Annotated in this window: 23 protein-coding genes and 3 pseudogenes; 4 read left to right on the top strand and 22 right to left on the bottom strand. The window is 54.0% G+C overall.

Going from position 1 to position 24,486, the window contains the following annotated elements:
- Positions 1-31: 31 nt before the first annotated feature.
- Positions 32-195: pseudogene (locus RT120_RS02815) on the top strand (IS4 family transposase); the annotation flags it as partial.
- Positions 196-236: 41 nt separating this feature from the next.
- Here the strand turns inward: RT120_RS02815 and RT120_RS02810 are convergent.
- The 11 genes and pseudogenes from RT120_RS02810 to RT120_RS02760 all read right to left on the bottom strand — a co-directional run bounded on the left by RT120_RS02810 (position 237) and on the right by RT120_RS02760 (position 8,931).
- Positions 237-1,937, bottom strand: coding sequence for a methyl-accepting chemotaxis protein (locus tag RT120_RS02810; protein ID WP_312979124.1), 1,701 nt, complete (start codon positions 1,935-1,937; stop codon positions 237-239).
- A 146-nt stretch (positions 1,938-2,083) separates the two neighbouring features.
- Positions 2,084-3,202 carry an S-(hydroxymethyl)glutathione dehydrogenase/class III alcohol dehydrogenase gene (locus tag RT120_RS02805; protein WP_312979121.1) on the bottom strand — a complete coding sequence of 373 codons (1,119 nt, stop codon included), beginning with the start codon at positions 3,200-3,202 and terminating at the stop codon, positions 2,084-2,086.
- A gap of 32 nt (positions 3,203-3,234) precedes the next feature.
- Positions 3,235-3,510 carry a metal/formaldehyde-sensitive transcriptional repressor gene (locus tag RT120_RS02800; RefSeq protein WP_312979118.1) on the bottom strand — a complete coding sequence of 92 codons (276 nt, stop codon included), beginning with the start codon at positions 3,508-3,510 and terminating at the stop codon, positions 3,235-3,237.
- Positions 3,511-3,570: 60 nt separating this feature from the next.
- A complete protein-coding gene (locus RT120_RS02795) occupies positions 3,571-3,903 on the bottom strand; it encodes a hypothetical protein (protein ID WP_312979116.1) in 333 nt (110 codons plus the stop codon).
- A gap of 117 nt (positions 3,904-4,020) precedes the next feature.
- A pseudogene (locus RT120_RS02790) lies at positions 4,021-4,101 on the bottom strand (DUF4113 domain-containing protein); the annotation flags it as partial.
- Between the two features lie 20 nt (positions 4,102-4,121).
- Positions 4,122-4,308, bottom strand: a pseudogene (locus RT120_RS02785) (S24 family peptidase); the annotation flags it as partial.
- A 133-nt stretch (positions 4,309-4,441) separates the two neighbouring features.
- Positions 4,442-5,113 carry an acyltransferase gene (locus RT120_RS02780; RefSeq protein ID WP_312979113.1) on the bottom strand — a complete coding sequence of 224 codons (672 nt, stop codon included), beginning with the start codon at positions 5,111-5,113 and terminating at the stop codon, positions 4,442-4,444.
- Between the two features lie 685 nt (positions 5,114-5,798).
- Positions 5,799-6,656: an alpha/beta fold hydrolase gene (locus RT120_RS02775; RefSeq protein WP_312979110.1), complete on the bottom strand. Its 858-nt coding sequence runs from the start codon at positions 6,654-6,656 to the stop codon at positions 5,799-5,801.
- A 350-nt stretch (positions 6,657-7,006) separates the two neighbouring features.
- Positions 7,007-7,588, bottom strand: coding sequence for a DUF4142 domain-containing protein (locus tag RT120_RS02770; protein WP_312979107.1), 582 nt, complete (start codon positions 7,586-7,588; stop codon positions 7,007-7,009).
- 179 nt (positions 7,589-7,767) lie between these two features.
- A complete protein-coding gene (locus RT120_RS02765) occupies positions 7,768-8,355 on the bottom strand; it encodes a DUF1349 domain-containing protein (protein WP_312979104.1) in 588 nt (195 codons plus the stop codon).
- 105 nt (positions 8,356-8,460) lie between these two features.
- A complete protein-coding gene (locus tag RT120_RS02760) occupies positions 8,461-8,931 on the bottom strand; it encodes an Hsp20 family protein (protein WP_312979101.1) in 471 nt (156 codons plus the stop codon).
- Positions 8,932-9,206: 275 nt separating this feature from the next.
- Here RT120_RS02760 and RT120_RS02755 point away from each other — a divergent pair, with 275 nt between their 5' ends.
- Positions 9,207-9,362: a hypothetical protein gene (locus tag RT120_RS02755; RefSeq protein WP_312979098.1), complete on the top strand. Its 156-nt coding sequence runs from the start codon at positions 9,207-9,209 to the stop codon at positions 9,360-9,362.
- Positions 9,363-10,314: 952 nt separating this feature from the next.
- On the opposite strand, the gene RT120_RS02745 is transcribed toward RT120_RS02755, so the two are convergent.
- The 7 genes from RT120_RS02745 to RT120_RS02715 all read right to left on the bottom strand — a co-directional run bounded on the left by RT120_RS02745 (position 10,315) and on the right by RT120_RS02715 (position 15,382).
- Positions 10,315-10,524: a hypothetical protein gene (locus RT120_RS02745; protein WP_312979679.1), complete on the bottom strand. Its 210-nt coding sequence runs from the start codon at positions 10,522-10,524 to the stop codon at positions 10,315-10,317.
- Positions 10,525-10,658: 134 nt separating this feature from the next.
- Positions 10,659-10,841 carry a DUF1869 domain-containing protein gene (locus tag RT120_RS02740; RefSeq protein WP_312979092.1) on the bottom strand — a complete coding sequence of 61 codons (183 nt, stop codon included), beginning with the start codon at positions 10,839-10,841 and terminating at the stop codon, positions 10,659-10,661.
- A 10-nt stretch (positions 10,842-10,851) separates the two neighbouring features.
- Positions 10,852-11,202 (bottom strand): DUF1971 domain-containing protein, encoded by a 351-nt coding sequence (locus RT120_RS02735; protein WP_312979089.1) that lies wholly within the window; start codon positions 11,200-11,202, stop codon positions 10,852-10,854.
- A gap of 98 nt (positions 11,203-11,300) precedes the next feature.
- Positions 11,301-11,831 (bottom strand): cytochrome b561, encoded by a 531-nt coding sequence (gene cybB, locus RT120_RS02730; protein WP_312979086.1) that lies wholly within the window; start codon positions 11,829-11,831, stop codon positions 11,301-11,303.
- An 89-nt stretch (positions 11,832-11,920) separates the two neighbouring features.
- Positions 11,921-13,426: a glycine betaine/L-proline transporter ProP gene (gene proP / locus RT120_RS02725; RefSeq protein WP_312979083.1), complete on the bottom strand. Its 1,506-nt coding sequence runs from the start codon at positions 13,424-13,426 to the stop codon at positions 11,921-11,923.
- A 360-nt stretch (positions 13,427-13,786) separates the two neighbouring features.
- Entirely contained in the window at positions 13,787-14,569 is a 783-nt protein-coding gene (locus tag RT120_RS02720; RefSeq protein WP_312979081.1) for a YdcF family protein, read from the bottom strand.
- Between the two features lie 171 nt (positions 14,570-14,740).
- Positions 14,741-15,382, bottom strand: coding sequence for a TetR/AcrR family transcriptional regulator (locus RT120_RS02715; RefSeq protein ID WP_312979078.1), 642 nt, complete (start codon positions 15,380-15,382; stop codon positions 14,741-14,743).
- 191 nt (positions 15,383-15,573) lie between these two features.
- On the opposite strand from RT120_RS02715, the gene RT120_RS02710 reads away from it, so the two are divergent.
- The gene (locus RT120_RS02710; protein ID WP_312979075.1) at positions 15,574-16,269 is read left to right on the top strand and encodes a hypothetical protein; all 696 of its coding nucleotides are present in this window, start codon (positions 15,574-15,576) and stop codon (positions 16,267-16,269) included.
- Between the two features lie 39 nt (positions 16,270-16,308).
- Here the strand turns inward: RT120_RS02710 and hrpA are convergent, their stop codons facing one another.
- The gene (hrpA, locus tag RT120_RS02705; protein WP_312979072.1) at positions 16,309-20,211 is read right to left on the bottom strand and encodes an ATP-dependent RNA helicase HrpA; all 3,903 of its coding nucleotides are present in this window, start codon (positions 20,209-20,211) and stop codon (positions 16,309-16,311) included.
- Positions 20,212-20,414: 203 nt separating this feature from the next.
- Between hrpA and azoR the strand changes: the two genes are divergently transcribed.
- Positions 20,415-21,020, top strand: coding sequence for an FMN-dependent NADH-azoreductase (gene azoR / locus RT120_RS02700; RefSeq protein WP_312979069.1), 606 nt, complete (start codon positions 20,415-20,417; stop codon positions 21,018-21,020).
- 56 nt (positions 21,021-21,076) lie between these two features.
- Here the strand turns inward: azoR and RT120_RS02695 are convergent, their stop codons facing one another.
- From RT120_RS02695 to RT120_RS02685, 3 genes are all read right to left on the bottom strand, one after another.
- Positions 21,077-21,406, bottom strand: a complete 330-nt coding sequence (locus RT120_RS02695; RefSeq protein WP_312979067.1) for a hypothetical protein — start codon at positions 21,404-21,406, stop codon at positions 21,077-21,079.
- 78 nt (positions 21,407-21,484) lie between these two features.
- Positions 21,485-21,697, bottom strand: coding sequence for a YnbE family lipoprotein (locus tag RT120_RS02690; RefSeq protein WP_312979065.1), 213 nt, complete (start codon positions 21,695-21,697; stop codon positions 21,485-21,487).
- Positions 21,694-24,333, bottom strand: a complete 2,640-nt coding sequence (locus RT120_RS02685) for a YdbH family protein (protein ID WP_312979063.1) — start codon at positions 24,331-24,333, stop codon at positions 21,694-21,696. Before RT120_RS02685 ends, RT120_RS02690 begins: the two co-directional genes overlap by 4 nt.
- Positions 24,334-24,486 lie beyond the last annotated feature (153 nt).

Below are 24,486 nucleotides of genomic sequence, written 5' to 3'. Positions count from 1 at the left end.
CTTATGCCACCGCCCTCTGCACAGATTACCGGGACACAGGGTATCGCCGGGGATGATCCTGAAACGGCTGGAACACCTGCGGGGGATCTGGAGGCTGTGTGCATAACAAAACGCCCCCGGCCAGCAAGGCCGGGGGCGGTTAAGATGTCAAAAACCCGCTACCCGGTAAAATCCCGTACCGCTCCGCTTAAATGAACGACATTGCGCGTGAGGCGGGGTTTTTTATTCTGTCTCGCTTAGAAGGTTTCCCAGTTATCGCCGTGCGCCGCCGCCGGGCGGGTAAAGGTGTTCGCTGGCGGCACGCTATCTGCTTTCGCGTTTTCACGCACCCTTTCCGCGTGTGACGAGAGGCGGAAAATGCCCACCGCATCAGTTAGCCGCGCCGCCTGCTCTTCCAGCGCCAGCGCCGCCGCAGAAGCTTCTTCCACCAGTGAGGCGTTTTGCTGGGTGACGTTATCCATTTCCGACACCGCCTGGGCGACCTGCTGGATACCGCGGCTCTGCTCGTCCGAGGCGGCGGCGATTTCCTGCATCAGATCGGTCACACGCTGCACCGCTTCAACGATACCCTGCATGGTTTGACCGGCCGCCACCACTTCGCTGGAGCCTTTATCCACCAGGCTTACCGAGTTCTGGATCAGCCCTTCAATCTCTTTCGCCGCCTGGGCGCTGCGGCTGGCAAGGGTACGAACCTCGCTCGCCACGACTGCGAATCCCCGTCCCTGCTCGCCCGCACGAGCAGCTTCCACGGCGGCGTTGAGTGCCAGGATGTTGGTCTGGAACGCGATGCTGTTAATTACCGCGGTGATTTCCGAGATTTTTTTCGAACTGGTGGAGATATTGCCCATGGTGGTAACCACGCCCGAGACCATGTGCCCGCCCGCGCTGGCTTTATCGGACGCGTCGTTCGCCAGTTTGCTGGCGTGGTGGGCGTTTTCAGCGTTCTGTTTCACCGTTGCGGTGAGCTGTTCCATACTGGCGGCGGTTTGCTCCAGCGCGGACGCTTGTTCTTCGGTACGGGAAGAAAGATCGGTGTTCCCTGCGGAAATTTCGCTGGTGCCCTGATAAATGGCTTCGGCACCGGTGCGCACCGTGCCGACGGTTTCCGCCAGCGAATGCTGCATTTTTTGTAGGTTCTTGCTGAGTACGCCGATTTCACTGCGGCCTGCGGCTTCCGGCGCCACGGTTAAATCACCGTTGGCAATATGCTCGATACGGTTGGCCGCCCGGCGCAGCGGTAGAATCACGATGCCGCGCAGCGCCACAAAGGTGATGATGGTCATTAACACGGCAATGGTCAGCGCCGCGATCATCGCCATCACGCCCCAGGTGGTGCGCGTTTCCGCCGCCACGCCTAATGCTGTGGCGCGCTCCATACGGATCGCGATGGCCTTTAACAGCACCTCGTTATAGGCGCTGTCCAGGCCGCGCGCCTGCTCGTTTTCGTGTTTGATGATCGCTTCGAACATGCCGTTTTTAGCGAATTTCACCATTGGCTGCATGCCCTGAATATAGGCGTCGAAACGGGCTTTAAGTTCGCCGTCCAGCGCTTCGTCCTGCGGGGTTTTTACCCGGCGCGCCATATAGCTGTCGAACCCTTCCTGGGCCTGCTTCAGGCGTTTTTCCGCATCGGCGACGTTACGTTTCAGATCGTCCATTTCCGCCACGCGGCTGGCGGCCCCGGCGTTGATCAGGTTGATTCGCGCGGTGCGCAGATGGTTTGAACTGTTGGAAAGCCCCATGCGTACCTGGATCTCTTCGGTAACGTCATGAAGCGCGGTGTTGCTCTGAACCATGAAATAACTTGCTAATCCAACGCTCGCCGCGAAGAGCACCAGAATACCACCGAGAATAAAGCTAAAGAGCGGGACTAAACGGATGTGATGCCAGAAACTCACAGCTGCAGGTTTTTGAATTATCGTGTTGTGTGTCGTCATAACAGTCTTCCAGGGTCAGGTATATGCTCGTCAGATAGTCATCGGCAAAAACCCAGGTTTCGATTACCCCAGAAAACGTCAGATGGGTCACAAATCAGGATAAAGATAAATTATGGCCAGCGACAGGACGCCGCTGGCCGAAGGAATTACTGGTCGCCGAAGTGAATAACGGTACGGATCGATTTGCCCTCGTGCATTAAATCAAAGGCTTCGTTGATCTGTTCCAGCGGCAAACGGTGGGTGATAAACGGGTCGAGCTGGATTTTGCCGACCATCGCGTCTTCCACCATGCCCGGCAACTGGCTGCGCCCTTTCACGCCGCCAAACGCCGAACCACGCCATACGCGACCGGTGACAAGCTGGAACGGACGGGTGCGGATTTCCTGGCCCGCGCCCGCTACGCCAATGATCACGCTTTCACCCCAGCCTTTATGGCAGCATTCCAGCGCGGCGCGCATCACGTTGACGTTGCCGATGCACTCGAAGCTGAAATCCACGCCGCCGTCGGTGAGTTCAACGATCACGTCCTGGATGGGCTTGTCATAATCGTTCGGGTTGACGAAATCGGTGGCCCCCATTTCACCCGCCAGCTTAAATTTCTCCGGGTTAGTATCCACAGCGATGATGCGGCCCGCTTTGGCCTGCACTGCGCCCTGGATCACTGCCAGGCCGATACCGCCCAGCCCGAAGACCGCGACGCTGTCGCCTTCTTTCACTTTCGCGGTGTTATGTACTGCGCCGATGCCGGTGGTCACGCCACAGCCCAGCAGGCACACTTTATCCAGCGGTGCTTGCGGGTTGACTTTCGCCAGCGAGATTTCCGCACAGACGGTGTATTCACTGAAGGTGCTGGTGCCCATGTAGTGGTAAATCGGCTCGCCGTTGTAGGAAAAACGGGTGGTGCCGTCCGGCATCAGGCCTTTTCCCTGGGTGGCGCGAACGGCCTGGCAAAGGTTGGTTTTGCCGGATTTACAGAACTTACACTCGCCGCATTCCGCGGTATAAAGCGGAATAACGTGATCGCCCGGCTTCAGGCTGGTGACGCCCTCGCCCACTTCCACCACAATCCCGCCGCCTTCGTGGCCCAGCACCGCCGGGAAAACGCCTTCAGGATCGTCGCCCGACAGGGTAAACGCATCGGTATGGCACACCCCGGTGTGGGTAATTTTGACCAGCACTTCGCCCTTCTGCGGCGGCGCAACATCAATTTCCACAATCTCCAGCGGCTTGCCAGGGCCGAATGCGACGGCTGCACGTGATTTCATATCGTCTCTTCCGTTGTTGTGAGTCGTGACTCTTATTTTAGATAAGCGCGCAATAAATGACCGATTTTATCCATCCGCTGCGCGCGTTGTTCGCGAGTGGTTTCGCCGTTGACCAGTTCATCGTTGAGATGGATTTCCACCATCTCGCCCATCAAACCGTTGGCCGCGCCGCGTACGGCAGCAATTTGTTGCAGAATTGCGATGCAGGGTTCGCCCGCTTCCAGTGCGCGCTCCAGCGCCTCAACCTGGCCGCGGATCCGCCGGACCCGCGTCAGGGCGCGTTTTTTATCTTCAGGGGAATGGGGCATGATTGCCTCCTGTATACTATAGGGGGGTATAGTAACAGGATGAGCAAGTAGTTGTAAAATTTATGTTTTTGTTTCAGAATCAGGCCCACCTATATAAAAACTTACTCGCCTCACCTTGTTCTGAATATGTTTTCGAGAATCAAGGTTAGTCATATGTAAAAGTGAATTTCTAAACTCATATAACTCGTTCGAAGTTAAACCTATTTTTTCTATATTTGAGTACGTATCCAACCACTGCTGGAATACAGCATTTTGAGGATCATATTCAATAAACCCCATCGTATCAATTGTAGACATCAATAACTTAGCACTCGCAAGGTAATATTTTTCATTGTTTTGCGGTAAGCGCGTGTTCAAATGGTAAAAATTTATTGCCACAACTGAATAGCGCATTCAATTATTTTTAATGTCAGTTTTTTTATTTACATCTAAGATGAATTCATGCAATGGATAGAAATCTTTGATAGCAGTAATTTAATCTTACCATATTAAAAATCTACTATTGCGCGTCTATTTAACAACCAATAGATCTGTAAATCTGGTGGTATAGCGCGGCGACAGAATATCCCTTTTCATTTGCAACTGCTGCTGTTAACGCCTGCTTTCTGGTACAGGTCGCCGTCACTGATTCCTGCCTGGATCATCATGTCCCTGCCACCTTAACGAAATATGTCGCGCTGGGGTGCGGGATCATCAGTTCATTCAAATCAATGCGCTGCTCAACATAATCGGCGGAGGGAGACGAAACCCGCACAGGACGAAGTCTCCGAAGAGGGGTAGCGCGTCAATCTCGCGCAGTTCTCATGGGGTGTATAATTCTATAATAAGTCGACTCCCGATTATTATACTGTTTTTGTATGCAGTAGTTTTTAATCGGGAGAAGATAAATTTAGCGAGGCCTATCAATTAGTGAGATAGAAGAGTCGCATGTTCATTGTTGGGTAAGTTTGGCGTGATAACTTGAACAACGCTTGTCATCACTGATTGATTCGGCTTTGTCTGTTCTCGCCCAGATAATATTACGTTTAATGATTTTTGCAGGGTTACCAGCCGCCGCGCACATTACAGGTACATCTTTGGTAACGATACTTCCGTAACCGACCACAGAGCCGCTACCAATACTAACACCTTTCATTACTGATACATTTCTGCCAACCCAGACATAACTATCAATATTGATATCTTTTGCCCAGTTAACTCTTTTGCCACTTGTTGCATCGAATACAGGGTGCCCATCTGAAGCGCGCAAAATTACATCTCGCGCGATCATACAGTCATGGCCGATAGTCACATTGCATCCATCAGTAACAACTTCAAATCCAGATCCAATAGTCGTTCTACGCCCAACGGTTACCTTTGATCCTTTAGATGCGACTATTACTCCTTTGGCTTTACTGTTTTTGTGTATTTTAACGTAATTATTGTCGCCACGAAAAATTACAGTAAGCCACCTACATTCAACATCATCTTCAATTACTAATTTATTATTATTTCCATTAAACTGGACGTTATTCTCTTTACTATTTTCAAGTACTCCACAAGCAAACGAATTCCCTGCTCCCTGGTCTTGAACTATGAAAGATTTATCAACTTCCTGCGCCACGATTTAATTTCCTTTATATATAAAGAGTGTATTGATCAATTCATTCTATTAACTACTGCCACCTCAGTCAATGAGGTGAGACCCTCAGTTTATCTTGCACTCCATGCTCCAACAAAAGTTTAACTTAAGTTCGGATAATGTTATGCATTCGCGCCCACATGGATGCTTGAGGCTACATCTGATTATTTTTGTTCTAAGGCAGATATTCTTTTTTCAAGCCTTTCCATAGTTCTTCATTGAAAGGCCGCCTCGGCAAAAAATACCGTCAGGCCGCACATCTCTTCTTCACCCTCTTCGTGAATAACCGCTTCAGTAAAAACTGGCTCTTCGGTGGTAGTAACATTCCTCTCCCGTCAGTGTGCTCAATGAATAAATCACGCATCTGCTGGGATGACGCCGAAATGAAGTCTGGCCTCATTGCCCTTTAACTGTATGGCATCCAGCCATTGTTACATGATGCAATGAACCTCCCCCCCCTCAGAACACTTCATAAAGTGGTAGCGAAAGAATTTTGTCATTACTACACCCATTCGTTTAAAGGCGAATGAATGTTCATTTCGCATCATGTTCATAAGCCGTGCTTTGAAAGGGTTTTATATGACAGGTTTTACTGGTCGCGAAGTCTGCGTTTTGAAAGAAGCGGACGTTACCCTGAACGTGTTCAGGATTAATATCCACTTTTCGTTCAATCCGCGCACTGATTCTCCAGCCACTGACCAACGGCGGGCCATAATTTCTCCGCACATCGCGCACGAAAAAAGCCCATATGACCAATGGACGGAAGACCAAAATCTGCGTGTCGTATTTCGCGGCGTTCGATTTTTGCGTTTTGCACGGGCTCCATCAACCGCGCAATGGCTTCAGGGTTAGCCCAGGGATCGTCATCAAAACCCATCACCAGTACGGGTAACGTTATCTCACTTGCCCGCTGGCGTGCATTCCAGTCTGGATCGTCGTAGAAATAACCCTGCATTGTGCTCCAGCGCCCCCACTGAAGCATCACTGGAGCCGGTAAATCTTCGCCCAGCCCCAGGCGCCTGGCAGGCATGTACCCGAATATACGGCACAGAACCGGGGCCAGCACACGCAGTAGGCACCAGACACGCACCTTTTCTGTGGTTTGTTTTATTGTGCTCGTCACACCCGCATGTGAGGCCACAATGACTGCCGCCTCCAGGTGGTGGGTGGCCGTCGAAAGCAGAATGGCATGCCCTCCTACACTGTGCCCTACCGCCAGCAGGCTAAGCCCGGGGAAACGCGCTTTCGCCCAGGCTGTTATGCATCCAACGTCCTGCTCGATCCAGTCTGACATGGAGACGCTGTAGCGACGGACCGTCCCGGATTTCGACCGGCCAGTGCCACGGTAATCGTAAGTGAGGACACTGAATCCCCTGTTAAAAAGGTATTCTGCGAACCCTTCATAAAACGTTTGCACAACTGCCGTTGCGGGATGAAGGATAACCATCGCGTTGGCATCACTTCTTTCCCAAATCGTGGCAGCCAAAAATCCACCTTCATTGACGGGTATTATTATTGAATTCATTAATTGAGCCTGTTCTGTGTGGTCATACCAGTGGCACCTGAATTCAATTTAGCCTTTACTACCAAATCTGGCGATTTTTTTGTTGTGAATTTTGACGTCGGCTTATCGCTCATTGAGGCCCTTCGGCGGTAGCGACATACCCGCTTCGTGCCAGAAGCGGTCCTTCGCTATATTTACAGCCTGTAGCCTTCAGGCCCATTCTGGTCGTTACAGCTTGCGACTGCATATGGACGAGCATCGATCGGCATACTGACAGGAGCGGTCGTCCCTGTTCTTAAACACTGTCAATAATGATGCCCTACCGTGACGTTATGAAATCTTTTTAACCGTGTGCCCACCGAACAACCTGGCTACTTACCTGATTGCATTGACATCTGCTGGGCGGCCTTCAGGTGCTGCTCAACGACAGGGGTATGCGCGTCGGCCAGGGCTTTCACATCCGGATCCTTGATCTTCTGGGCGTCACTTTTCAGTTTCGACAGCACCATCTCGTGGTCTTTGGTGCCGGCATTTTCCATATACATTTTGTCAAATGCCTCGCCGCTCTGTTGTTCAAGCCGGGCGGCCATGTCCTTGTGCATAGGGTCTGGCTCAGTCGGCAGCGTTACGCCTTTTTGCTGGGCAACGGCCTGTACTTTGGCCAGGGCATCGCCGTGGTCTTTGACCATTTGCTGAGCGAATGCTTTGACTTCGCTGCTTTGGGCTTTGTTCAGCGCGATCCTGGCGGCGGCAATTTCATTGATATTGGCCTGCGCCATGTCCTTCAAGGCTTGCTCGTCGCCGGAACTGAGTTTAGTGTTCGATGTGGTCTGGCCTGCGGCGTCATTTTGCGCGGCAGTGGACTGGGTCTGGGCTTGCACGCCAACAGTGGTGAACATCGCGACGACTGCCGATACGGCCAGCAATCCTTTCAAGGTTTTACTCTTTTGCATGTTGTTCTCCTGGTGGTCATGGGAAAGGTGGGTAGCAGGTAATAAACCGTGCGCAGTTCCGTATGAAAATGACAACTGCATTGGTCAGTATAGTGGGAGACAGCAGTTTAGGTTATGTTCTGAACGGAGGGCGGCAGAAAATGACGTAAGCGAGCCGCTTTATGTTCCGAAAATGTTGCTCAGGTAAGGTCATGCAGCGGCTTGCCGGAAGGGGTACTGAGGGTAAAGCTTTCGAAAGCGACGTCGAGCCCCTGCCTTTCAGGTGTGCACGCCATCACCCCGACAAAACGTTGTTGGCGTTGCGGCCAGTGGCACAACCTCAGTAACGGCCAGGTTTGACCATCCACGGAATACTGGATCCGCAATGCCTCATTTTCCAGCGTGGCGCGCATCCAGAACGCGCCGGGATCGCCCGAGAAAAGGCCGGTTGACCAGTCCGATGTTTTACGGGTTACCACGCTTCCTGTAGAGGGCCGATCGTCATTAAATTCTATGCCTGCCTTAACCCAGTGATCTTCGTCATCCTGCAGGAACAGGCCGGCCTGGTCATAAAGATGAGAAAAATCAGCCCTGATTTTTACCTGGAGGGTAAAATCATCGGCCAGGTAAAACCCAAAGGCATGACCGGAGTGTCGCTGGAAGCCATAGTAAGTTTGTTTCCAGAAATCCGTGTTGCCTTGCGTTGTGAAGCGCAGCGTCCCGTTTTCGAAACTATAAATATCGGGCGGGTTGATCCAACTCCCCCCCCTCTGCGCGCAGCGAATCAATCATGATCATCAATTTTCTCCTCGTCTCACGTTATTTATAGCAGGCAACAAACGGGACTTAACGGGAAATAACAAGGCCCACCGAAGTGGGCCTTAAAGATGGCGTTATGAAGCCTTATGCTCAATTACCGGCTGTGAATTTTCGATCGCGATTTTACGCGGCTTTTCGCTTTCCGGTATTTCCTGATAAATGGACACGTATAACAGCCCGCTATCCAGTTTTGCATTGTTCACCTTCGCAAATTCAGGTAGCGAGAAGCTCAGGCGAAAATCAGCACGTCGAATGCCCCGGTAAATCCAGCCTTCTTCAGTCTCAGATTCGCTGGCAGAACGTTTACCCGACACGTGCAGGGTTCCGCCAACCGTTTCAATCTCCAGTTCGTCCTCTTTCCAGCCCGGCACGCTTAGGGTAAGCAGATAATTATTGCCATCGACTTTCTTTAAGTCGTAAGCAGGTAAAGACGATACCGGCGTATCCCCTGTTAACTGGCTGAAAAGCCGATCGATACGGTTAAAGCGATCGCTAAATACAGAATCAGCAAAGCCTGGAAGTGCTGACAAGGTTCTGAGTGCCATAAGTTAACCTCCTGAATAACCCATTCAAAAGTTCACGTTAAAGGCAAGCGTGGCTTGTCCGCTATTTAAATATGATCGCTGGCCGGGGTTTCAAGGGCGGAAATAAAAAAATTTTACCAAAGGGTCCATTTCCCCTTCTGTACCCGGCCCGGCTCTCAACCAGAGCCAGACTGTTTGCCTGACACCCTACAAGAAAAGGGAGTTGAGTGGCGCAGGCAATATCCCTATCCTGCTTTTTTATTTGGCAGGTTATTCTGTACCCCTGGGGAGCCGTCATGAGCACATTCAATATCATCGCCATCCCGTTTTTTGCGACGGCCATGGTATTTTTGATCCTGGGCGCGGCCCAGCAAAACCGCGCCTTTTTTATCGTCGGCGGCGTGTTTATGGCCTCATCGGTGGTAAATGCGGTAATGGGTCTGTCGCTATAGTCTGCGAATTGTCCCCCCCCCTTTGAATCGCTTCGCCTCAGGATCGCTCAGGCATAATGGACTCAGGGGGGATAAGAAATTTGATGTTCTCTTTTTTTGCAAATACCCGGTCGCATTGCAGGCATATTAAAGACTTTTACTTTCACGCTTCATTTCCGCTCTTTAATCTCACACCACTACGCATCATTTATTAAGCAATGTCTTATTACCTACATTAACTAGTCCCTTTGTATAATAATAGTCAAAATATAATCCCGCAGAGAACTAAAAACGCAATCGCTTCGCAAATAGTCTTATGTATCAAATGGTAAACATAATAAAAAGATCGCCATAAACATTAAAATTTTGTTTAAGGCATTTTTTTCACATTTTCATTAGACATCATCATTTCATTTGCTAATATTGAATTGCAGTTTCAAAACGCTATTGGATAAATGCAAACACACCACAGGAGTAGTATTTTCGCATGGAATGGGTTGTAGAAAAGCAGCTAGTTTGTCCCTCGACCAGCACATTTTTCGCACTGGTATCAAGTGCAAAAAATTTAAAACTCATATTATGGTATAAAGGTAGTTATTTTATACGTGCTGGAAACATAATCAAGACAGGCTACTTCGGAATTAATATTAATGGGCGCGCCAGAAACATCGAAATTATTCACGCCTTCCCTTATAATACCGTTCTCTGGAATACTTTTAAATCAACAATGTACTGTCCGGGTAATGACGCCCTGATTTCTTGCGAATGTACACGCACTGAGAGTTGTTTATTTAAAATATGCCCTTACGGGATCAGGCCTCTTAAAAGTTAATTCTTACTTACTTAGAATATAAAAAATACAGTTAATGCGCGCGAAGAAATAATGATGCGGTTTTAACGCTTCATTATTTCTTATTAAGTTTTTCTTTCCCGCAGAGATTGGCGTCGCAATGCGGGCCCGGTTTGTCAGAGGTTAACCTCGCAGCGCGAGTGCATCCTGAATCGCATCCGCCAAGGGGCCGATCTCTCTTGCAACCGACTGTAAATCGTATTCCGTACGCGCCCCAGAAATCCCGTTGCCCGCGCCCACGGCGGATTTCGCGATTTCGAGTGCGGCCGCAACGGCGAGCAGACGCTGTTTGTTTTGTACGGCATTATTATCGTCAAAATACCCTTCTAACATCATGATCTCCTTTTGTATTAATCAGAATGTCAGCATACGCCAGGGTATCAGCGGAACGAAGTCATATTCAGAAAATCTATGGGTAAGGCCACAGGAGATCATCAATCACGATCTCGTCGCGCGCGAGCCGTGTTTTACCAGCCGCAAACCTCGTGCTCATTTTCGGTATCATAGGCGCGCACGGTGTTAACCAAATCCTTCACCACTTCGGCGGCCACTTCCGGCACCAGCAAAGCCATCGGCGTTTCGGTTTCATAATCCACGGATACACCGTTGCTGTTATTGGTCACGGTGACGGTATAGGTTGCTTTGCCCATTATTGACTCCTTATTTCTTCACGTTGCGCAATGTTGCGCCCTCTAACAGCACCTCGGGGGCGACGAAAAAGTCGACATTAAACCAGGTGTCGTCAGTCAGTAATTCGATGTAATGCCATTTTTCCGGTGGGAAAACGCCAAACTCTCCGGCGTTGATCACCCGTTGGCTGTCCGGCTCCGGGCATTCGCCATCGGCAAAACCGTAGTATTTCACTGCGCCCTGCATGACCGATAATCGCGGATAAACGCCCGGACGGGTGCCGGTATCAAGGTGGCGTTTGAAAATGCCCGCAGGGGCGGTGTCTTTATTCCAGAAAGGCGTAGAACGGGTATGAATACAGTTAGCTGGAATGCGTAGCATGTGATCCCCTTTTAATGTCGCATCATGCGTTGCGACTATTTAACCACGTCGTGTCAGAGGTCATTTTTCAAAATGTGCAGTTAAAATGCAACTTTATTTTAAGATCGTTTGCCCGGCATCATGCGCAGCAGCGTATTGTCTTTCCAGACGTAGTGATGAAACAGCGCCGCCCCCGCATGCAGGCCCAGCACGATATAGCCCAGCCGGGCGATAAGCCCATGATAATCCGCCAGCGTATCGGCGAAATCCTCATCCGGCTCCGGTGCGACGGGCATGGAAACGCCGAATGCCACCCAGTCGCTACCGCCATAATATTTTAGGGTGACGCCCAGCAGCGGCAGCGCGAGGTAGATAAGATAAATCAGCAGATGCACCAGATGGGACAGCCCGATAAACAGCGGATGGGGTTTAGGGGTTATCGGTGGCGCAGCGTATTTGATGCGCAACAATAATCGGGTCGCCATTAACAGGAAGATAGCGATCCCGCAGCTAAAATGGGTCGATACCACCAGCGGCCGGACACTGCGCGGAAATTCGCTGCGCAGCTCCATCGCCGTATAGGCGACAATCACCAGCAGGAAAACCAGCCAGTGCAGCGTGATTTGCAAAGAGGTGTATTTTGAGCGCATTGCGAAAACCCGGACAGTGATCCCTGTTTAAGCGTAGCCGCAAGCTGTTGGCGTGGCGAAAAAAAGCGGCCCGTTATGGGCCGCCTGGGTTACTCGTTGATATCTGGATGCTGCTGTACCAGGCGCTGGCGCTTCTCCTGAAGCTCAGCGATTTCATGGTCGATATCGTCGATTTTTTGCTCGATGTTATCGTGATGCTCCTGAAGAATTTCCCGCGCTTCCTGGATGTCCGATGCCGCTGGCGTCGCGCCTTTAAGCGGACGGTTGGCGGTTTCTTTCATTGTCAGGCCGGTAATCAGACCGATCACTGCAATCACCATCAGGTAATAAGCAGGCATCATCAAATTGTTAGAGGTTTCCACCAGCCAGGCCGCGAGGGTGGGCGTCAGGCCCGCGATCAATACCGAAATATTAAACGCGCTCGCCAGGGCGCTGTAGCGGATATGAGTCGGGAACATCGCAGGTAGCGTGGAGGCCATCACGCCGGTAAAGGCGTTAAGGACCACCGCCAGCATCAGCAGGCCCGCAAAAATCAGCCCGATAACGTTGCTGTTAATCAGGATAAACGCCGGGATTGCCAGCAACAGCAGCGCGACGCTACCGAAAATCACAAACGGGCGGCGGCCAAAACGGTCGCTCAGCAGGCCCATAATCGGCTGCACAAACAGCATCCCGATCATGATGGCAATAATAATCAGCACGCCGTGATCTTCGGAGTAATGCAGGTTGTGGGACAGGTAGCTCGGCATGTAGGTGAGCAACATGTAGTACGTCACGTTGGTGGTGATCACCACGCCGATACAGGTCAACAGGCTGCGCCAGTGTTTAGTGGCAATTTCTTTAAACGAGACTTTCGGCCCGTCGCGCAGACCCTCGCGGTCGCCCTGCTCCAGCTTTTCAACATGCTGCTGGAACGCCGGCGTCTCTTCCAACGCGTGGCGCAAATACAGGCCGATGATCCCTAACGGCAGCGCCAGGAAGAACGGAATACGCCAGCCCCAGTCAAGGAATTTTTCTTCGCCGATCATCGCCGAGAGCATGACCACCACGCCCGCGCCCAGTACGAAACCGGCAATAGACCCGAAGTCCAGCCAACTGCCCATAAAGCCGCGCTTACGGTCTGGCGAATATTCAGCGACAAAAATTGACGCGCCGGTATATTCACCACCCACTGAGAAGCCCTGCGCCATTTTACACAGCAGCAGCAATACCGGTGCCCAGATGCCGATCGAGGCATAGGATGGTATCAGCCCGATACAGAAGGTACTGACCGACATAATCACTATCGTGATGGCGAGGATTTTCTGGCGACCATATTTATCGCCCAGCATCCCAAAGAACAGGCCGCCGAGCGGGCGGATCAGGAAGGGTACAGAGAAAGTCGCAAGCGCGGCGATCATCTGAACGCTGGGATCGGCACCTGGAAAGAAGACTTTACCGAGCGCATAGGCCACGAAGCCGTAAACCCCGAAATCGAACCATTCCATGGCGTTACCCAGGGAGGCCGCCGTTATCGCTTTACGAAGCCGCGAGTCATCAATAATCGTGACATCGGAGAGCGATATCGGCTCAATTTTTTTCCTTTTAAGTTTCATAGTCATCCTCTAAAAATCCCCGCAGCGACAGCAGAACACACGCGTTTTGCCCAGACTAAGCAGAGCGTGATTTCACTAAGCGGCGAAATAAAAGTAAGAAACAGGGTTGCCCCTTTGAAAGCGTAGCAGGTTTGTTATTTCAGCATGGTGAAGTAATAAGCAATCGCGCTGTGTGTGCGTCAGGCGTTGCTGTAACAACTTATTTACCTTATCAGGGATGTAAATAGTGATCAACTTCACATAATCTGAAGTTATGGATCGGAGGGGCAATTTTTACAGCTTTCGTAAACGAATGATTACAAAGCTAAAGATGGAAATATGACTGCGCCGGGTCAGGCCCGGCGTCAATTTATGAAGCACTCAGCGATTCAGTATCGCAGTAAACGAGGGATCGTGACGCAGCGTTTGCCAGGCCGCTAAAACGGCTTCAGGGATGTCCACCGCTTCAATAAAACCGCGCCCATTAGGACCGTAGCCGTCTTTATCATTACGCAACCGGGGGATTTCCCCGACAATCAGTGAAAGATAGCGATCCACCGACCACCACCCTTCTCCTTCGGCAAAACGGGTGTCGCGCGGCGTGGTGATTAACGTCGGCACCATTCCCGGTACGTTAAACCATTCAACCTGATGTTCAGCATCGCGCCAGACGCGGGCAAAGGTCGCGGCGGTACGGCGCTGCATGGTCGGGTCCTGCACCACAATCGCCTGGGGCGGCAATACGTCACGCGCGGTCATCATGTCACGTGTGAAGGCCGCGTTCTCGCCACAGTTGGTGGATTTATCCTCTACCAGCAATTTATCGGCGGGGATGTGCCAGAACCGGGTGGCGATATCCGCCAGTACCGCCGCTTCGCTACGTCCGGTGGTGGGCAACACGTTATAGCGAGGGTGACGGGCGACGGCAGCGTACAAAAATGGCGTGGAATGGCCAATCCCACCGCTGATCAACAGCGGCACCTTGCGCTGCGCCGCTTCCCGGCACGCCGCGTCAATGGCGGGGATGGCCGCATTACCCGCCAGCACCACCAGGCCGATATCTTTCGCGGCTGGCAGCACGGCGCTGTCATCCTGCGCCAGCCACTGTCCAAGTGTGTTCGCGGCGTTAATCAGCGCCGGGGATAAAGGAGGAAATGGCGTCATCGTTTGGCACTCCATGTTAGAAACCAGCGGCCAGTGTACCGTCGCCAGATGAGGGTTGCAGGGAGAAGCGTCCGAAAGGCTTATTCCTGCGCATCGCGGTACAAACTCCCCTGACCGGAACGCGCCCTTCCCCACAGTTTTTCATCGAACTGGCGAAATCTGGGGTTGATGTCAGCGTTTATCAGGTTCATCCCCAGGCAAATGAATCGTTAACGTGACCTGCTCCAGTACGCGTTCGACCAGCGCCGGAGCATTTTCAAACGGGCTGACTCGTGCAATACCGGTCAGGCGTTTATCGATCAGCAAGGTCGCCAGGCCGTGCAAATACGCCCAGGCGACGGTCACGCGCATTGCTGCCGCCTCATCCATGACCCTGGTCCCGTCACCCGCGTCCGACGAAACGCTGCGCGCCATCATAAACATGGCGTTACGCATCGCGCTGAGCAGGTTTGGATTGGATAAGCTGATGATCTCGTTGCGAAACATCAGGCTAAACATGTGTGGATGTTCAGCGGCGAAGTGAACGTAGGTTTTCGCCATCTCGCGCCGCCGCGCCGCGTCATCCGTGCAGTGCTCCGTGGCGTTGAACAGCGCCGCCGCCAGCCGCTGATAGCCTTTTGCCGCCAGCTCGCTCAGCAAATTCGCCAGGTTGCCGAAATGATGCTTTGGCGCGGTATGCGATACCTCCGCTTCCCGCGCGATGGCACGTAACCCTACGCCCGCGATCCCGTCGCGCACCAGCACCCGCTCAGCGGCTTCCAGTACCGCCTGCGGTAAACTGCCGTGATGATAGGGGCGTTTCTCATCCGTCATAAAAGCTCCTTAACAGCGCTAAATCTTACCATTGTAAAAATAAACCTCACGGGTTAAACCGCCCGTCAACGCTCCGGTTGACGGCCTGGTAAAAAGGAGTAGAGGCAATGGAAAATTCCGTTAATTTACGGCATTATTCTGCGCCTTTGAGGCTCCGGCACGTTTATCGATAAACCAGGTATTCACGCGTTATGAAAACCCGTTACACCTTAATCGCCCTTGCGGCGCTGTTTGCGCTTAGCGGATGCAGCACCCCTTCCCAGCTCCGCGCCCAGTATGACGTGGATTGCACCCAAAAATCTGACGGCGAGCAGAAAGCCTTTGATACCTGTTACAGCCAGTCCAGAGAGGCCATTCGCAAGCGGATGAATTTCGTTAACCCGCTCGGCGCGGCGGAACTGGCGCAAATCCTCGAAAAACTGGATGCCCAGAAATCGGCATTTAAACCGAAGCCGAAGCCGAAACCGTTAACCGGCGACGAGTATCAAAAACTGGTGGTGGCTGAATTAGATAAGCGCTTTGATGCTGAGCAGTCCGCGTATGCCGGTCAGGCCTGCGAAGTGCTGATGAGCGTGAACGCAGACGGCACTATCGAACAGATTGAAGGCACTCCGGCGCTGCCGAGCGCCCAGGCCGCTGCCGCCAGTGCAGCGATGGCCGATGCCAGTATTGATGATGCGCTGGCAAACGGGCCATCAGCCGATGGATCCGCCGCCACGCCTATCGCGCCGCCGGAAATTCAGCAACAGCAAAACGGCGGCTCGCTGTGCAATGCGTTTATTACTACCGCCAAAGCCAGCCCGCTACCCAAACCGCCCCTGGCGAAGGGCGAAAGCAGCTTCCCGGTCTCCTTCACCTATGAAGATGCCGCGAAGCCGCAGAGTTAACCGATAAAAAAGGCTGCAAATGATGTGCAGCCTTTTTATTTACGCAGCGCCGACCTGCTCCATCGCCTGCAACACCCGTTTATCCGAAATGGGATACGGCGTGCCGAGCTGTTGGGCGAAGTAGCTGACCCGCAGTTCTTCTATCATCCAGCGGATCGCAGTGACCTCTTCGTCATCGCGACGCGCGGCAGGCAGTTTGTTAAGCCATTGCTGCCACGCCTGCTGTACCGCTTCCACTTTCAACATCTGGGCACGATCGCGATGCGGATCGATAGCCAGCTTCTCAAGCCGTTTTTCGATGGCCTGCAAATAGCGCAGGGTATCGCCTAACCGCTGATAGCCATTGCCGGTCACGAAACCGCGATACACCAGGCCGCTCATCTGGGCTTTGATATCGGACAGCCCCAGCGCCATCGTCATATCGACCCGCCCCTTGAGCCGCTTGTTGATGTTAAATACCGCCGTCAGGATCTGCTCGACCTGTTTAGCGATATCCACCACCGCGTCGTTAAGCTCGGCACGCACTTTTTCATGCAACTGCGCGAAGCCTTCTTCGGTCCACACCGGCCCGCCGTGTTCGGCAATCAGCTTATCCACGCCGCAGGAGATGCAATCGTCGATCAGATCCAACACTTTGCCGTACGGGTTGAAATAGAGGCCCAGCTTGGCTTTGTTAGGCAGTTTTTCATGCAGATACTTAATCGGCGACGGAATATTAAGCAGCAATAAGCGCCGCAGCCCGCGCCACATGGCGTTCTGCTGATCCTGCGGGTTATCAAACAGCTTGATGCCGACGCTCTCTTTTTCATCCACCAGCGCAGGCCAGGCTTTAACCTGGTAGCCGCCGCGCTTCTGCTCGTAGTGATCGGGCAGCGTGCCGAAGCTCCAGATATGCAGGCCGCTTTGCTCGATGCCGTCATCCGCCACGGCGGAGAGCGTTTCCTGCACTTTATTCTTCAGGCTGCCTTTCAGCGCCGTGAGATCTTTGCCTTCGTTGAGCTTGCGGTTCTTTTCATCCACGACCCGGAAGGTCATTTTCAGGTGATCGGGCACCTGTTCCCACTGCCACGCCTCGCGGTCAACGGTGACGCCGGTCATGCGGCGCAGTTCGCGCTCCAGTGACTCGAGCAGCGGCTGTTCCAGCGGCGTGGTGCGCCCTAAGAATGCTTCTGCATAGTTAGGCGCGGGCACAAAGTTACGGCGTAACGGCTTGGGCAACGATTTGATCAGCGCGATAATCAGCTCGCGGCGCATCCCCGGCACCTGCCATTCAAACCCCGCGTCTTCCACCTGGTTCAGCAGCGGCAAGGGAATATGCACCGTCACCCCGTCCGCGTCGCCGCCCGGCTCAAACTGGTAGCTGAGGCGCAGCTTGAGAGTGCCCTGATGCCAGAAGTTCGGATAGTCCAGCTTGCTGACTTTCTCCGCGCCTTCTTTAATCAACATGCTCTTTTCAAAATTGAGCAGGTCCGGGTTCTCTTTACTGGCCTTTTTCCACCAGCTGTCGAAGTGACGCGCCGATACCACTTCATGGCCGATGCGCTGGTCGTAAAACTCAAACAGCGACTCGTCATCCACCAGAATGTCGCGACGGCGCGATTTGTGCTCCAACTCTTCCACTTCGGCACGCAGTTTCTGGTTATCCCGGAAAAAGGCGTGACGGGTTTGCCAGTCGCCTTCAACCAGCGCGTGGCGGATAAACAGTTCGCGGCACAGCGCCGGGTCAATCTGGCTGTAATTTACCTTACGCGCCGCGACAATCGGCAGCCCGTAAACCGTGACCTTCTCCGTGGCCATGACCGCGCCCTGCGCCCGCTCCCAGTGCGGCTCGCTGTAGCTACGCTTCAGCAGGTGCTGCGCCACCGGTTCAATCCACTCGGGATCGATGCGCGCGGCAATACGCCCCCACAGACGGCTGGTTTCTACCAGTTCGGCGACAATCGTCCATTTCGGCGGCTTCTTAAACAGGCCGGAACCGGGGAAAATTGAGAACCGGGCGTTGCGCGCGCCGGTAAACTCCTGCTTGTCGGTATCCTTCATGCCGATATGCGACAGCAGGCCGGTGAGCAGCGCAGTGTGGATCTCGCGGTACTCCGCCGGTTCGCTGTTTACCGGAATGCCCAACTCTTTGACGACCTGGCGTAGCTGGGTGTAAATATCCTGCCATTCGCGCACCCGCAGATAGTTCAGGTAATCGGCCCGGCACAGGCGGCGGAATTGGTTCGAGGAGAGCGCTTTTTGCTGCTCGCCGAGGTAATTCCACAGGTTCACAAACGCCAGGAAATCCGACTCCTTATCATGGAAGCGGCGGTGTTTTTCATCGGACGCCTGCTGCTTATCCATCGGACGCTCGCGCGGGTCCTGAATCGACAGCGCCGAGGTGATAATCATCGCCTCGCGCACGCAGCCGAGCCGCTGGGCTTCCAGCACCATACGCGCCAGACGCGGGTCAACCGGCAGTTGCGAGAGCTGGCGGCCCAGCGGGGTAAGTTTGTAGACCGAGGCCTGCTCGTCGGCGGTAATCGCCCCCAGCTCTTCCAGCAGGCGCACACCGTCCTGGATGTTACGCTTGTCCGGCGCTTCAACGAACGGGAAAGCGGCGATATCGCCCAGCCCCAGCGCGGTCATCTGCAAAATAACTGACGCGAGGTTGGTACGCAGAATTTCCGGGTCAGTAAACGCCGGACGCGACAAGAAATCGTCTTCCGAATAGAGACGGATACAGATGCCTTCCGACACGCGGCCGCAGCGGCCTTTACGCTGATTGGCGGAGGCCTGCGAGACCGGCTCAATCGGCAGGCGCTGCACTTTAGTGCGGTAGCTGTAGCGGCTGATGCGCGCCTGGCCCGGGTCGATCACATATTTAATGCCTGGCACGGTCAACGAGGTTTCCGCCACGTTAGTCGCCAGCACGATGCGCCGCCCGGTATGGGACTGGAAAATTCGGTTCTGTTCGCTGTTGGATAAACGCGCGTACAGCGGCAGCACTTCGGTGTGCGGCAGATTCAGCTTGTTCAGGCCATCGGCAGTATCGCGGATTTCCCGCTCCCCGCTCATAAAGATCAGGATATCGCCGGGCGCTTCGTGGCTCAGCTCGTCCACGGCATCGAAAATCGCCTGGAGCTGATCGCGTTCGGTGTCGTCGGCGTCTTCAACAATCGGGCGATAGCGTACGTCCACCGGGTAAGTCCGTCCCGACACTTCAATAATCGGCGCGTGGTTAAAGTGGCGTGAGAAGCGTTCCGGGTCGATGGTCGCCGAGGTGATAATCACTTTCAGATCCGGACGACGCGGCAGCAGCTCTTTCAGGTAGCCGAGCAGGAAATCGATATTCAGGCTGCGTTCGTGGGCCTCATCGATAATCAGCGTGTCGTACTGCATCAGCAGCCGGTCCTGCTGGATTTCCGCCAGCAGGATCCCGTCGGTCATTAGCTTGACCTGGGTGGATTCGCTAACGTGATCGCTAAACCGGACCTTATAGCCCACCGCGCCGCCCGGCTCGGTTTTCAGTTCTTCGGCGATACGGTTTGCCACAGTGCGCGCCGCCAGACGGCGCGGCTGGGTGTGACCAATCAGCCCCGTGATGCCACGCCCCAGCTCCATACAAATTTTCGGTAACTGGGTGGTTTTGCCCGAGCCGGTTTCCCCGGCGACAATCACCACCTGGTGATCGCGGATAGCCGCCAGGATGTCATCTTTTTTCTGGCTGACCGGCAGATTATCCGGATAGGTAATCTCAGGGCGCGCCGCAAGACGCAGCTGAACCTTCCCTACCGCTTCGTTAATTTGCTGGTCCAGCTCGGCAAAAATGGCCTGTTGGGCATCAGGATTTTTCACTTTTTTCACGCCATGCAGACGGCGCGCGAAACGCTGGCGATCTTTCAGCATCAGCGTATCAAGGCGCGCCATCAGCGCGTTTACGTTCAGGTTTTTGGTTTCCATGGTGCTTTTAAATGTTAGGTGCACAAGGTGTTAAGGCGTCGAGCGCGATGCGGCGTAGAGTACCACATCGCTCAATCCCACGCCTTGTTCAATAAATTCGAACATAGGAATCGATATATTGCGCTATCACTGCAATCGGATTGTGAATAAAGTGTTTTCAAGCAAGGGGCATTACCCCGACTATCAAATAAAAGGAACCACCCATGAGCAAAGTATTAGTTCTCAAATCAAGCATTTTGGCAGGGTATTCACAGTCTAACCAGTTATCAGATTATTTTGTCGATCAGTGGCGTGAGCAGCACAGCGCGGACCACATCACCGTGCGTGACCTGGCAGCAAACCCAATCCCGGTACTGGATGGCGAACTGGTCGGCGCGCTGCGCCCGAGCGATGCCCCGCTGACCCCGCGTCAACAGGACGCGCTGGCGCTGTCTGATGAACTGATTGCCGAGCTGAAAGCTCATGACGTGATTGTTATTGCGGCGCCAATGTACAATTTCAACATCCCGACCCAGTTGAAAAACTATTTTGACCTGGTGGCGCGAGCGGGTGTGACCTTCCGTTATACCGAGAAAGGGCCGGAAGGTCTGGTAACCGGTAAACGTGCGATTGTGCTGTCCAGCCGTGGTGGTATCCATAAAGACACCCCGACCGACCTGATTGCACCGTACCTGAGCCTGTTCCTCGGCTTTATCGGCATCACCGATGTGAACTTCGTGTTCGCAGAAGGGATTGCTTACGGTCCGGAAGTCGCGACCAAAGCCCAGAGCGATGCCAAAGCGGCGATTGATAGCCTGGTCGCGGCGTAAGCTTCACCGTTCAGTAGAATTTGTAAGAAGTGGGCCTCGCGCCCACTTTTTTATGGCTACACCACTTCCCACGGCGTTTCATCAAGCGTAATCACCAGCGCATCCCCTTCCCGCTGATAAGCCACCGTATACTGATGCTCATCATGCATATTGCGATCGCAGCACGGCTCAAAGTAGTGCGTCAGGCAACGGAACGTGAATTGCTTATCGTCGAGGGTAACGATTTCAAACGACTCCGGCTGGTACGCATAGCGACGATCGCCGGGAAACTCTGACATCACGAAGCGTTCGAAAATCCCCGCATGGCGGGTGATTAACGGGATAAGCTGCTGTTTGTCCTGCGCATCGATACCTTCCAGCGGCAGGCGAAATGTGTGTTGTTCCATGACGGCTCTCCATCAAAATAAGACTCACAGCGTAGCACTTCAGGCCTGAGCCGGAGACTACCCGTCAGGGGTAGCCGCTCAGTGCTGTGTGCGATCGGGCTTCAACATATCGCTGCGATTGTTAAGCAGCGTCTCGACCTCTTTATCCGCTTTAATATTGATGTCGTGCTCGATTTTCACGTTCATATTGATGGTAATCGGCTCTTTCGGGGCCGCCACCTCGATGCGCGGCGTGCAGCCGCTGAGCACCGGAAACAGCAGCGCCAGCCCGGTTGCTAACATCACTCTCATTGGGGTTCCTCACAGGTTTCGCCGGTTGCACACGCGCTATCCGGCAAACTTGCATGTTGTTCAAGCCAGGCCTGAAGATTGTCGCCAAATCGCAAGCTGCGCCACAGGGTGAAGAGGTTCTCTTCATGCTGGTAGTTCAACTTGACGGTATTACTTTTGCCATCGATGCGGCTGATGCCCTGGAGTTCGGCATGCAGCGTCAGCACGCCGAGATTGGTCAGATTAAGCCGCGTCCAGGAGCGGGAAATCTCCATATAACGCAGCCAGTTGATGCCCACTCCCGCTGCCATATTATCTTTGACGATAGCGTCCGCCATGTCTTTATCCAGCCGCAGCGTCATCGGGCCAGGGTTGGTCAGCCAGCCGTCGCGAATAATCCAGTCCGGGTTATCCAGCCACAGCGGCAGTGCGCCGTTCACCCGCCCGGACAGGGTAAACTGTTTCGGATTTACCGCCGTAATCAGTTCGCTGGAGGAAATATTGTTTACCCGCAGTAGCGCCGCATCGTGTTGAGGCATCCGCAACTGCTGCATGCTGATGTTGCCGCCCAGCACGCCAACGTTGACGTTACTGAGGATTAGCGGCTGCTGTTCATTCCAGGGATACCAGCCTTCCAGATCTGCCGTGAGGTTTTGCGCCACCACCTGGTTTTCTACTCTGGCGATACGCAGCGTTACTGGGCCGCGCGTGCCGAGTTGCCAGGTCGAGTCGCTGAAGCGGAACGGCAGGACAAAATCCACGCCGTCGAGTTTGTTATCCGGCATCCATGCGCTGCCGCCCTTGAGAACGCCGTGCCCCCCCGCTTCAAAACCCTGCTCCGCCGCCGCCGAAAACGCGATCTGGGCGTAGAACGTGCCGTCGCGCAGCGCCATTTTCCAGTCTGGCGGGATCAGCGGCTGGAAAACTGCCAGCGGCTGGGCGGGCCACCACGCCTGGCCGCGCAGGCGAATACCATCCCAGCGACCGTTAACCTGTACCGGGCCAATCTCGTCGGCATGCAGATCGCCTTTGAACTGGAACGAGGTGGGGTCGCTGCCCTGAACGCTAAAGTTGAGCCGCGACGGCGGCAAGACGCTACCGCCAGTGAAGGTGGTTTCTCCCGCATTGAGGGTCATCGCCCCTTCAAACAGCGAATGAGCTCCGTCGCGCACCCAGCGCACCGGCTTGTTCATCGCCAGGCGCGGCGCGTTGATACGCATCGAGCCGTATTGCAGTTTGTCGAACCCGGTAGAGAGCGTATTGAGCGTGATGGTGCTGTCATGCCATTCGCCAGTGCCCTTCACATCCCAGCGCGCCTGCATCGGCGTAAAGCCGCCTTCACCCCAGTAGCGCCACTGCCACAGGCCGCTGTCGGGTAAAAAATCATTCGCCTGGCCGTCGAGATGCAGTTCAAAATCGCCCATCTGGTTTTCGTGGGCGCGCAGAATGGCCTGGAGCCTACCGTCCACACCGGTTGAGGCGACTTTCACCCCCGCCAGCGGCCAGCGGATTTCGTCGATATTCAGCGAGTCGATCACCCGCCCACGCGAGCGCAGTAGCGCACCGGGTGCGAAGCGCAGTTGCGGGTCGAGCAGCGGACCGCTCAGCGCCCCTGGCAGCACTGCGTAGAAAATCATCTGGTCCTGTTTGGCTTCCCCGGTGAGCTGTACCGGCATGGCGCTGTCGGTCAGGCTCAGTTTACCCGGCCCAAAATTGAGTACCGCGTTGCCTTTCCCGGCGGCCCCCTGGGTCACCACGTTCAGCCGCCCGCTAATTTGCGCCGCGTCCAGCCCCTGCTGCCAGTTATCGGCGTTGATAGCCAGACGGCCGCTCAGCGGCATGCCTTCAAGCGTCCAGTGCCAGCGACCGTCGCTAATGGAGAAGCGATCGGCGGTCACGGTCCAGGGAAGGTCGAGCAGCGGATCGGGATCGTCCGGGGCGCTAATCAGCAGTTGGCCGCGATTTTGTTCCCATTCCAGCTCGGCATCCGCCAGCGGCAGCGGACCTGGCAAGTGGACGCGCGTATTCAAGTGCCCCTGGGTCGGCAAGCCGTCCGGAAGCAGGCCCAGCGTTACTTCGCCCGCCAGCGACAGCGGCTCCTGTCCTTCAAGGGCCTGAAAGGAGAACGATTTGATGGTGGCGGTTTGCCCGTCGATTTGCGCACTCAAAGAGACAGTATCGCCCTGATAGCTGATGGTCTGACGCGTCGGGGTCAACCCCACGTTGAGTTCGCCCGCAAACTGCTGCCAGGAAGCAAGCGTGAATTGATTAATTGTCAGCCAGCTATAGGGCAGCATCGCCTGCCATTCAGCCAGGGTGCGCGGCGCGGCGGGGTTTTCTTCACCTGCGGGAAGTTGATTAAAACAGGCGCTGTTAATATCGAGCGCATCGACGTCGAGCTTCCAGCGGCTGGGATGGCTGAGCGTGGCGTGGGTAACTTTCGCCAGTTCGCAGTCTCCCGCCAAATAGCTGAGATGCGGGATCAGCACGCTGTTGCGCGTAATGCGCGGGCTCTCTTCCAGCGCGATACGGGTGCCCGGTGGCAGCCAAATCCCCACCAGCCCCGGCAGCCAGTGCGCCACCGTCAATAGCAGCGCCAGCGGCAGCAGGACCAGCAGCAGCGCAAGGGCGATAAGAGCTCGGTATTTACCCCTCATGGGTGATTAATATCCTGATAATGAAAGAGATTTAAACGGGCTATCCCGCGCATTGTGCCATTTTTATCAGCAACGTTGAACCTGGCCGTTGATTTAAGCGTAGTTGGCCTAAAATTATTGATAACCCTAACTTTCATATCAGATTTTTTAGAC

Origin of the sequence: Atlantibacter sp., assembly GCF_032062175.1 — a bacterium.
Lineage (GTDB): Bacteria > Pseudomonadota > Gammaproteobacteria > Enterobacterales > Enterobacteriaceae > Atlantibacter.
This window is presented reverse-complemented; position numbering and strand designations above follow the sequence as displayed.

Coding starts and splice junctions, on each gene's coding strand:
- RT120_RS02775 (WP_312979110.1), bottom strand. CDS start 6,656: ATGAATTCAATAATAATACCCGTCAATGAAGGTGGATTTTTGGCTGCC.
- RT120_RS02685 (WP_312979063.1), bottom strand. CDS start 24,333: ATGAGGGGTAAATACCGAGCTCTTATCGCCCTTGCGCTGCTGCTGGTC.
- RT120_RS02720 (WP_312979081.1), bottom strand. CDS start 14,569: ATGACGCCATTTCCTCCTTTATCCCCGGCGCTGATTAACGCCGCGAAC.
- RT120_RS02805 (WP_312979121.1), bottom strand. CDS start 3,202: ATGAAATCACGTGCAGCCGTCGCATTCGGCCCTGGCAAGCCGCTGGAG.
- RT120_RS02695 (WP_312979067.1), bottom strand. CDS start 21,406: ATGGAACAACACACATTTCGCCTGCCGCTGGAAGGTATCGATGCGCAG.
- RT120_RS02800 (WP_312979118.1), bottom strand. CDS start 3,510: ATGCCCCATTCCCCTGAAGATAAAAAACGCGCCCTGACGCGGGTCCGG.
- RT120_RS02710 (WP_312979075.1), top strand. CDS start 15,574: ATGAAAACCCGTTACACCTTAATCGCCCTTGCGGCGCTGTTTGCGCTT.
- RT120_RS02715 (WP_312979078.1), bottom strand. CDS start 15,382: ATGACGGATGAGAAACGCCCCTATCATCACGGCAGTTTACCGCAGGCG.
- RT120_RS02740 (WP_312979092.1), bottom strand. CDS start 10,841: ATGGGCAAAGCAACCTATACCGTCACCGTGACCAATAACAGCAACGGT.
- hrpA (WP_312979072.1), bottom strand. CDS start 20,211: ATGGAAACCAAAAACCTGAACGTAAACGCGCTGATGGCGCGCCTTGAT.
- RT120_RS02795 (WP_312979116.1), bottom strand. CDS start 3,903: ATGCGCTATTCAGTTGTGGCAATAAATTTTTACCATTTGAACACGCGC.
- azoR (WP_312979069.1), top strand. CDS start 20,415: ATGAGCAAAGTATTAGTTCTCAAATCAAGCATTTTGGCAGGGTATTCA.
- RT120_RS02690 (WP_312979065.1), bottom strand. CDS start 21,697: ATGAGAGTGATGTTAGCAACCGGGCTGGCGCTGCTGTTTCCGGTGCTC.
- proP (WP_312979083.1), bottom strand. CDS start 13,426: ATGAAACTTAAAAGGAAAAAAATTGAGCCGATATCGCTCTCCGATGTC.
- RT120_RS02735 (WP_312979089.1), bottom strand. CDS start 11,202: ATGCTACGCATTCCAGCTAACTGTATTCATACCCGTTCTACGCCTTTC.
- RT120_RS02760 (WP_312979101.1), bottom strand. CDS start 8,931: ATGGCACTCAGAACCTTGTCAGCACTTCCAGGCTTTGCTGATTCTGTA.
- RT120_RS02745 (WP_312979679.1), bottom strand. CDS start 10,524: ATGTTAGAAGGGTATTTTGACGATAATAATGCCGTACAAAACAAACAG.
- RT120_RS02770 (WP_312979107.1), bottom strand. CDS start 7,588: ATGCAAAAGAGTAAAACCTTGAAAGGATTGCTGGCCGTATCGGCAGTC.
- RT120_RS02755 (WP_312979098.1), top strand. CDS start 9,207: ATGAGCACATTCAATATCATCGCCATCCCGTTTTTTGCGACGGCCATG.
- RT120_RS02810 (WP_312979124.1), bottom strand. CDS start 1,937: ATGACGACACACAACACGATAATTCAAAAACCTGCAGCTGTGAGTTTC.
- cybB (WP_312979086.1), bottom strand. CDS start 11,831: ATGCGCTCAAAATACACCTCTTTGCAAATCACGCTGCACTGGCTGGTT.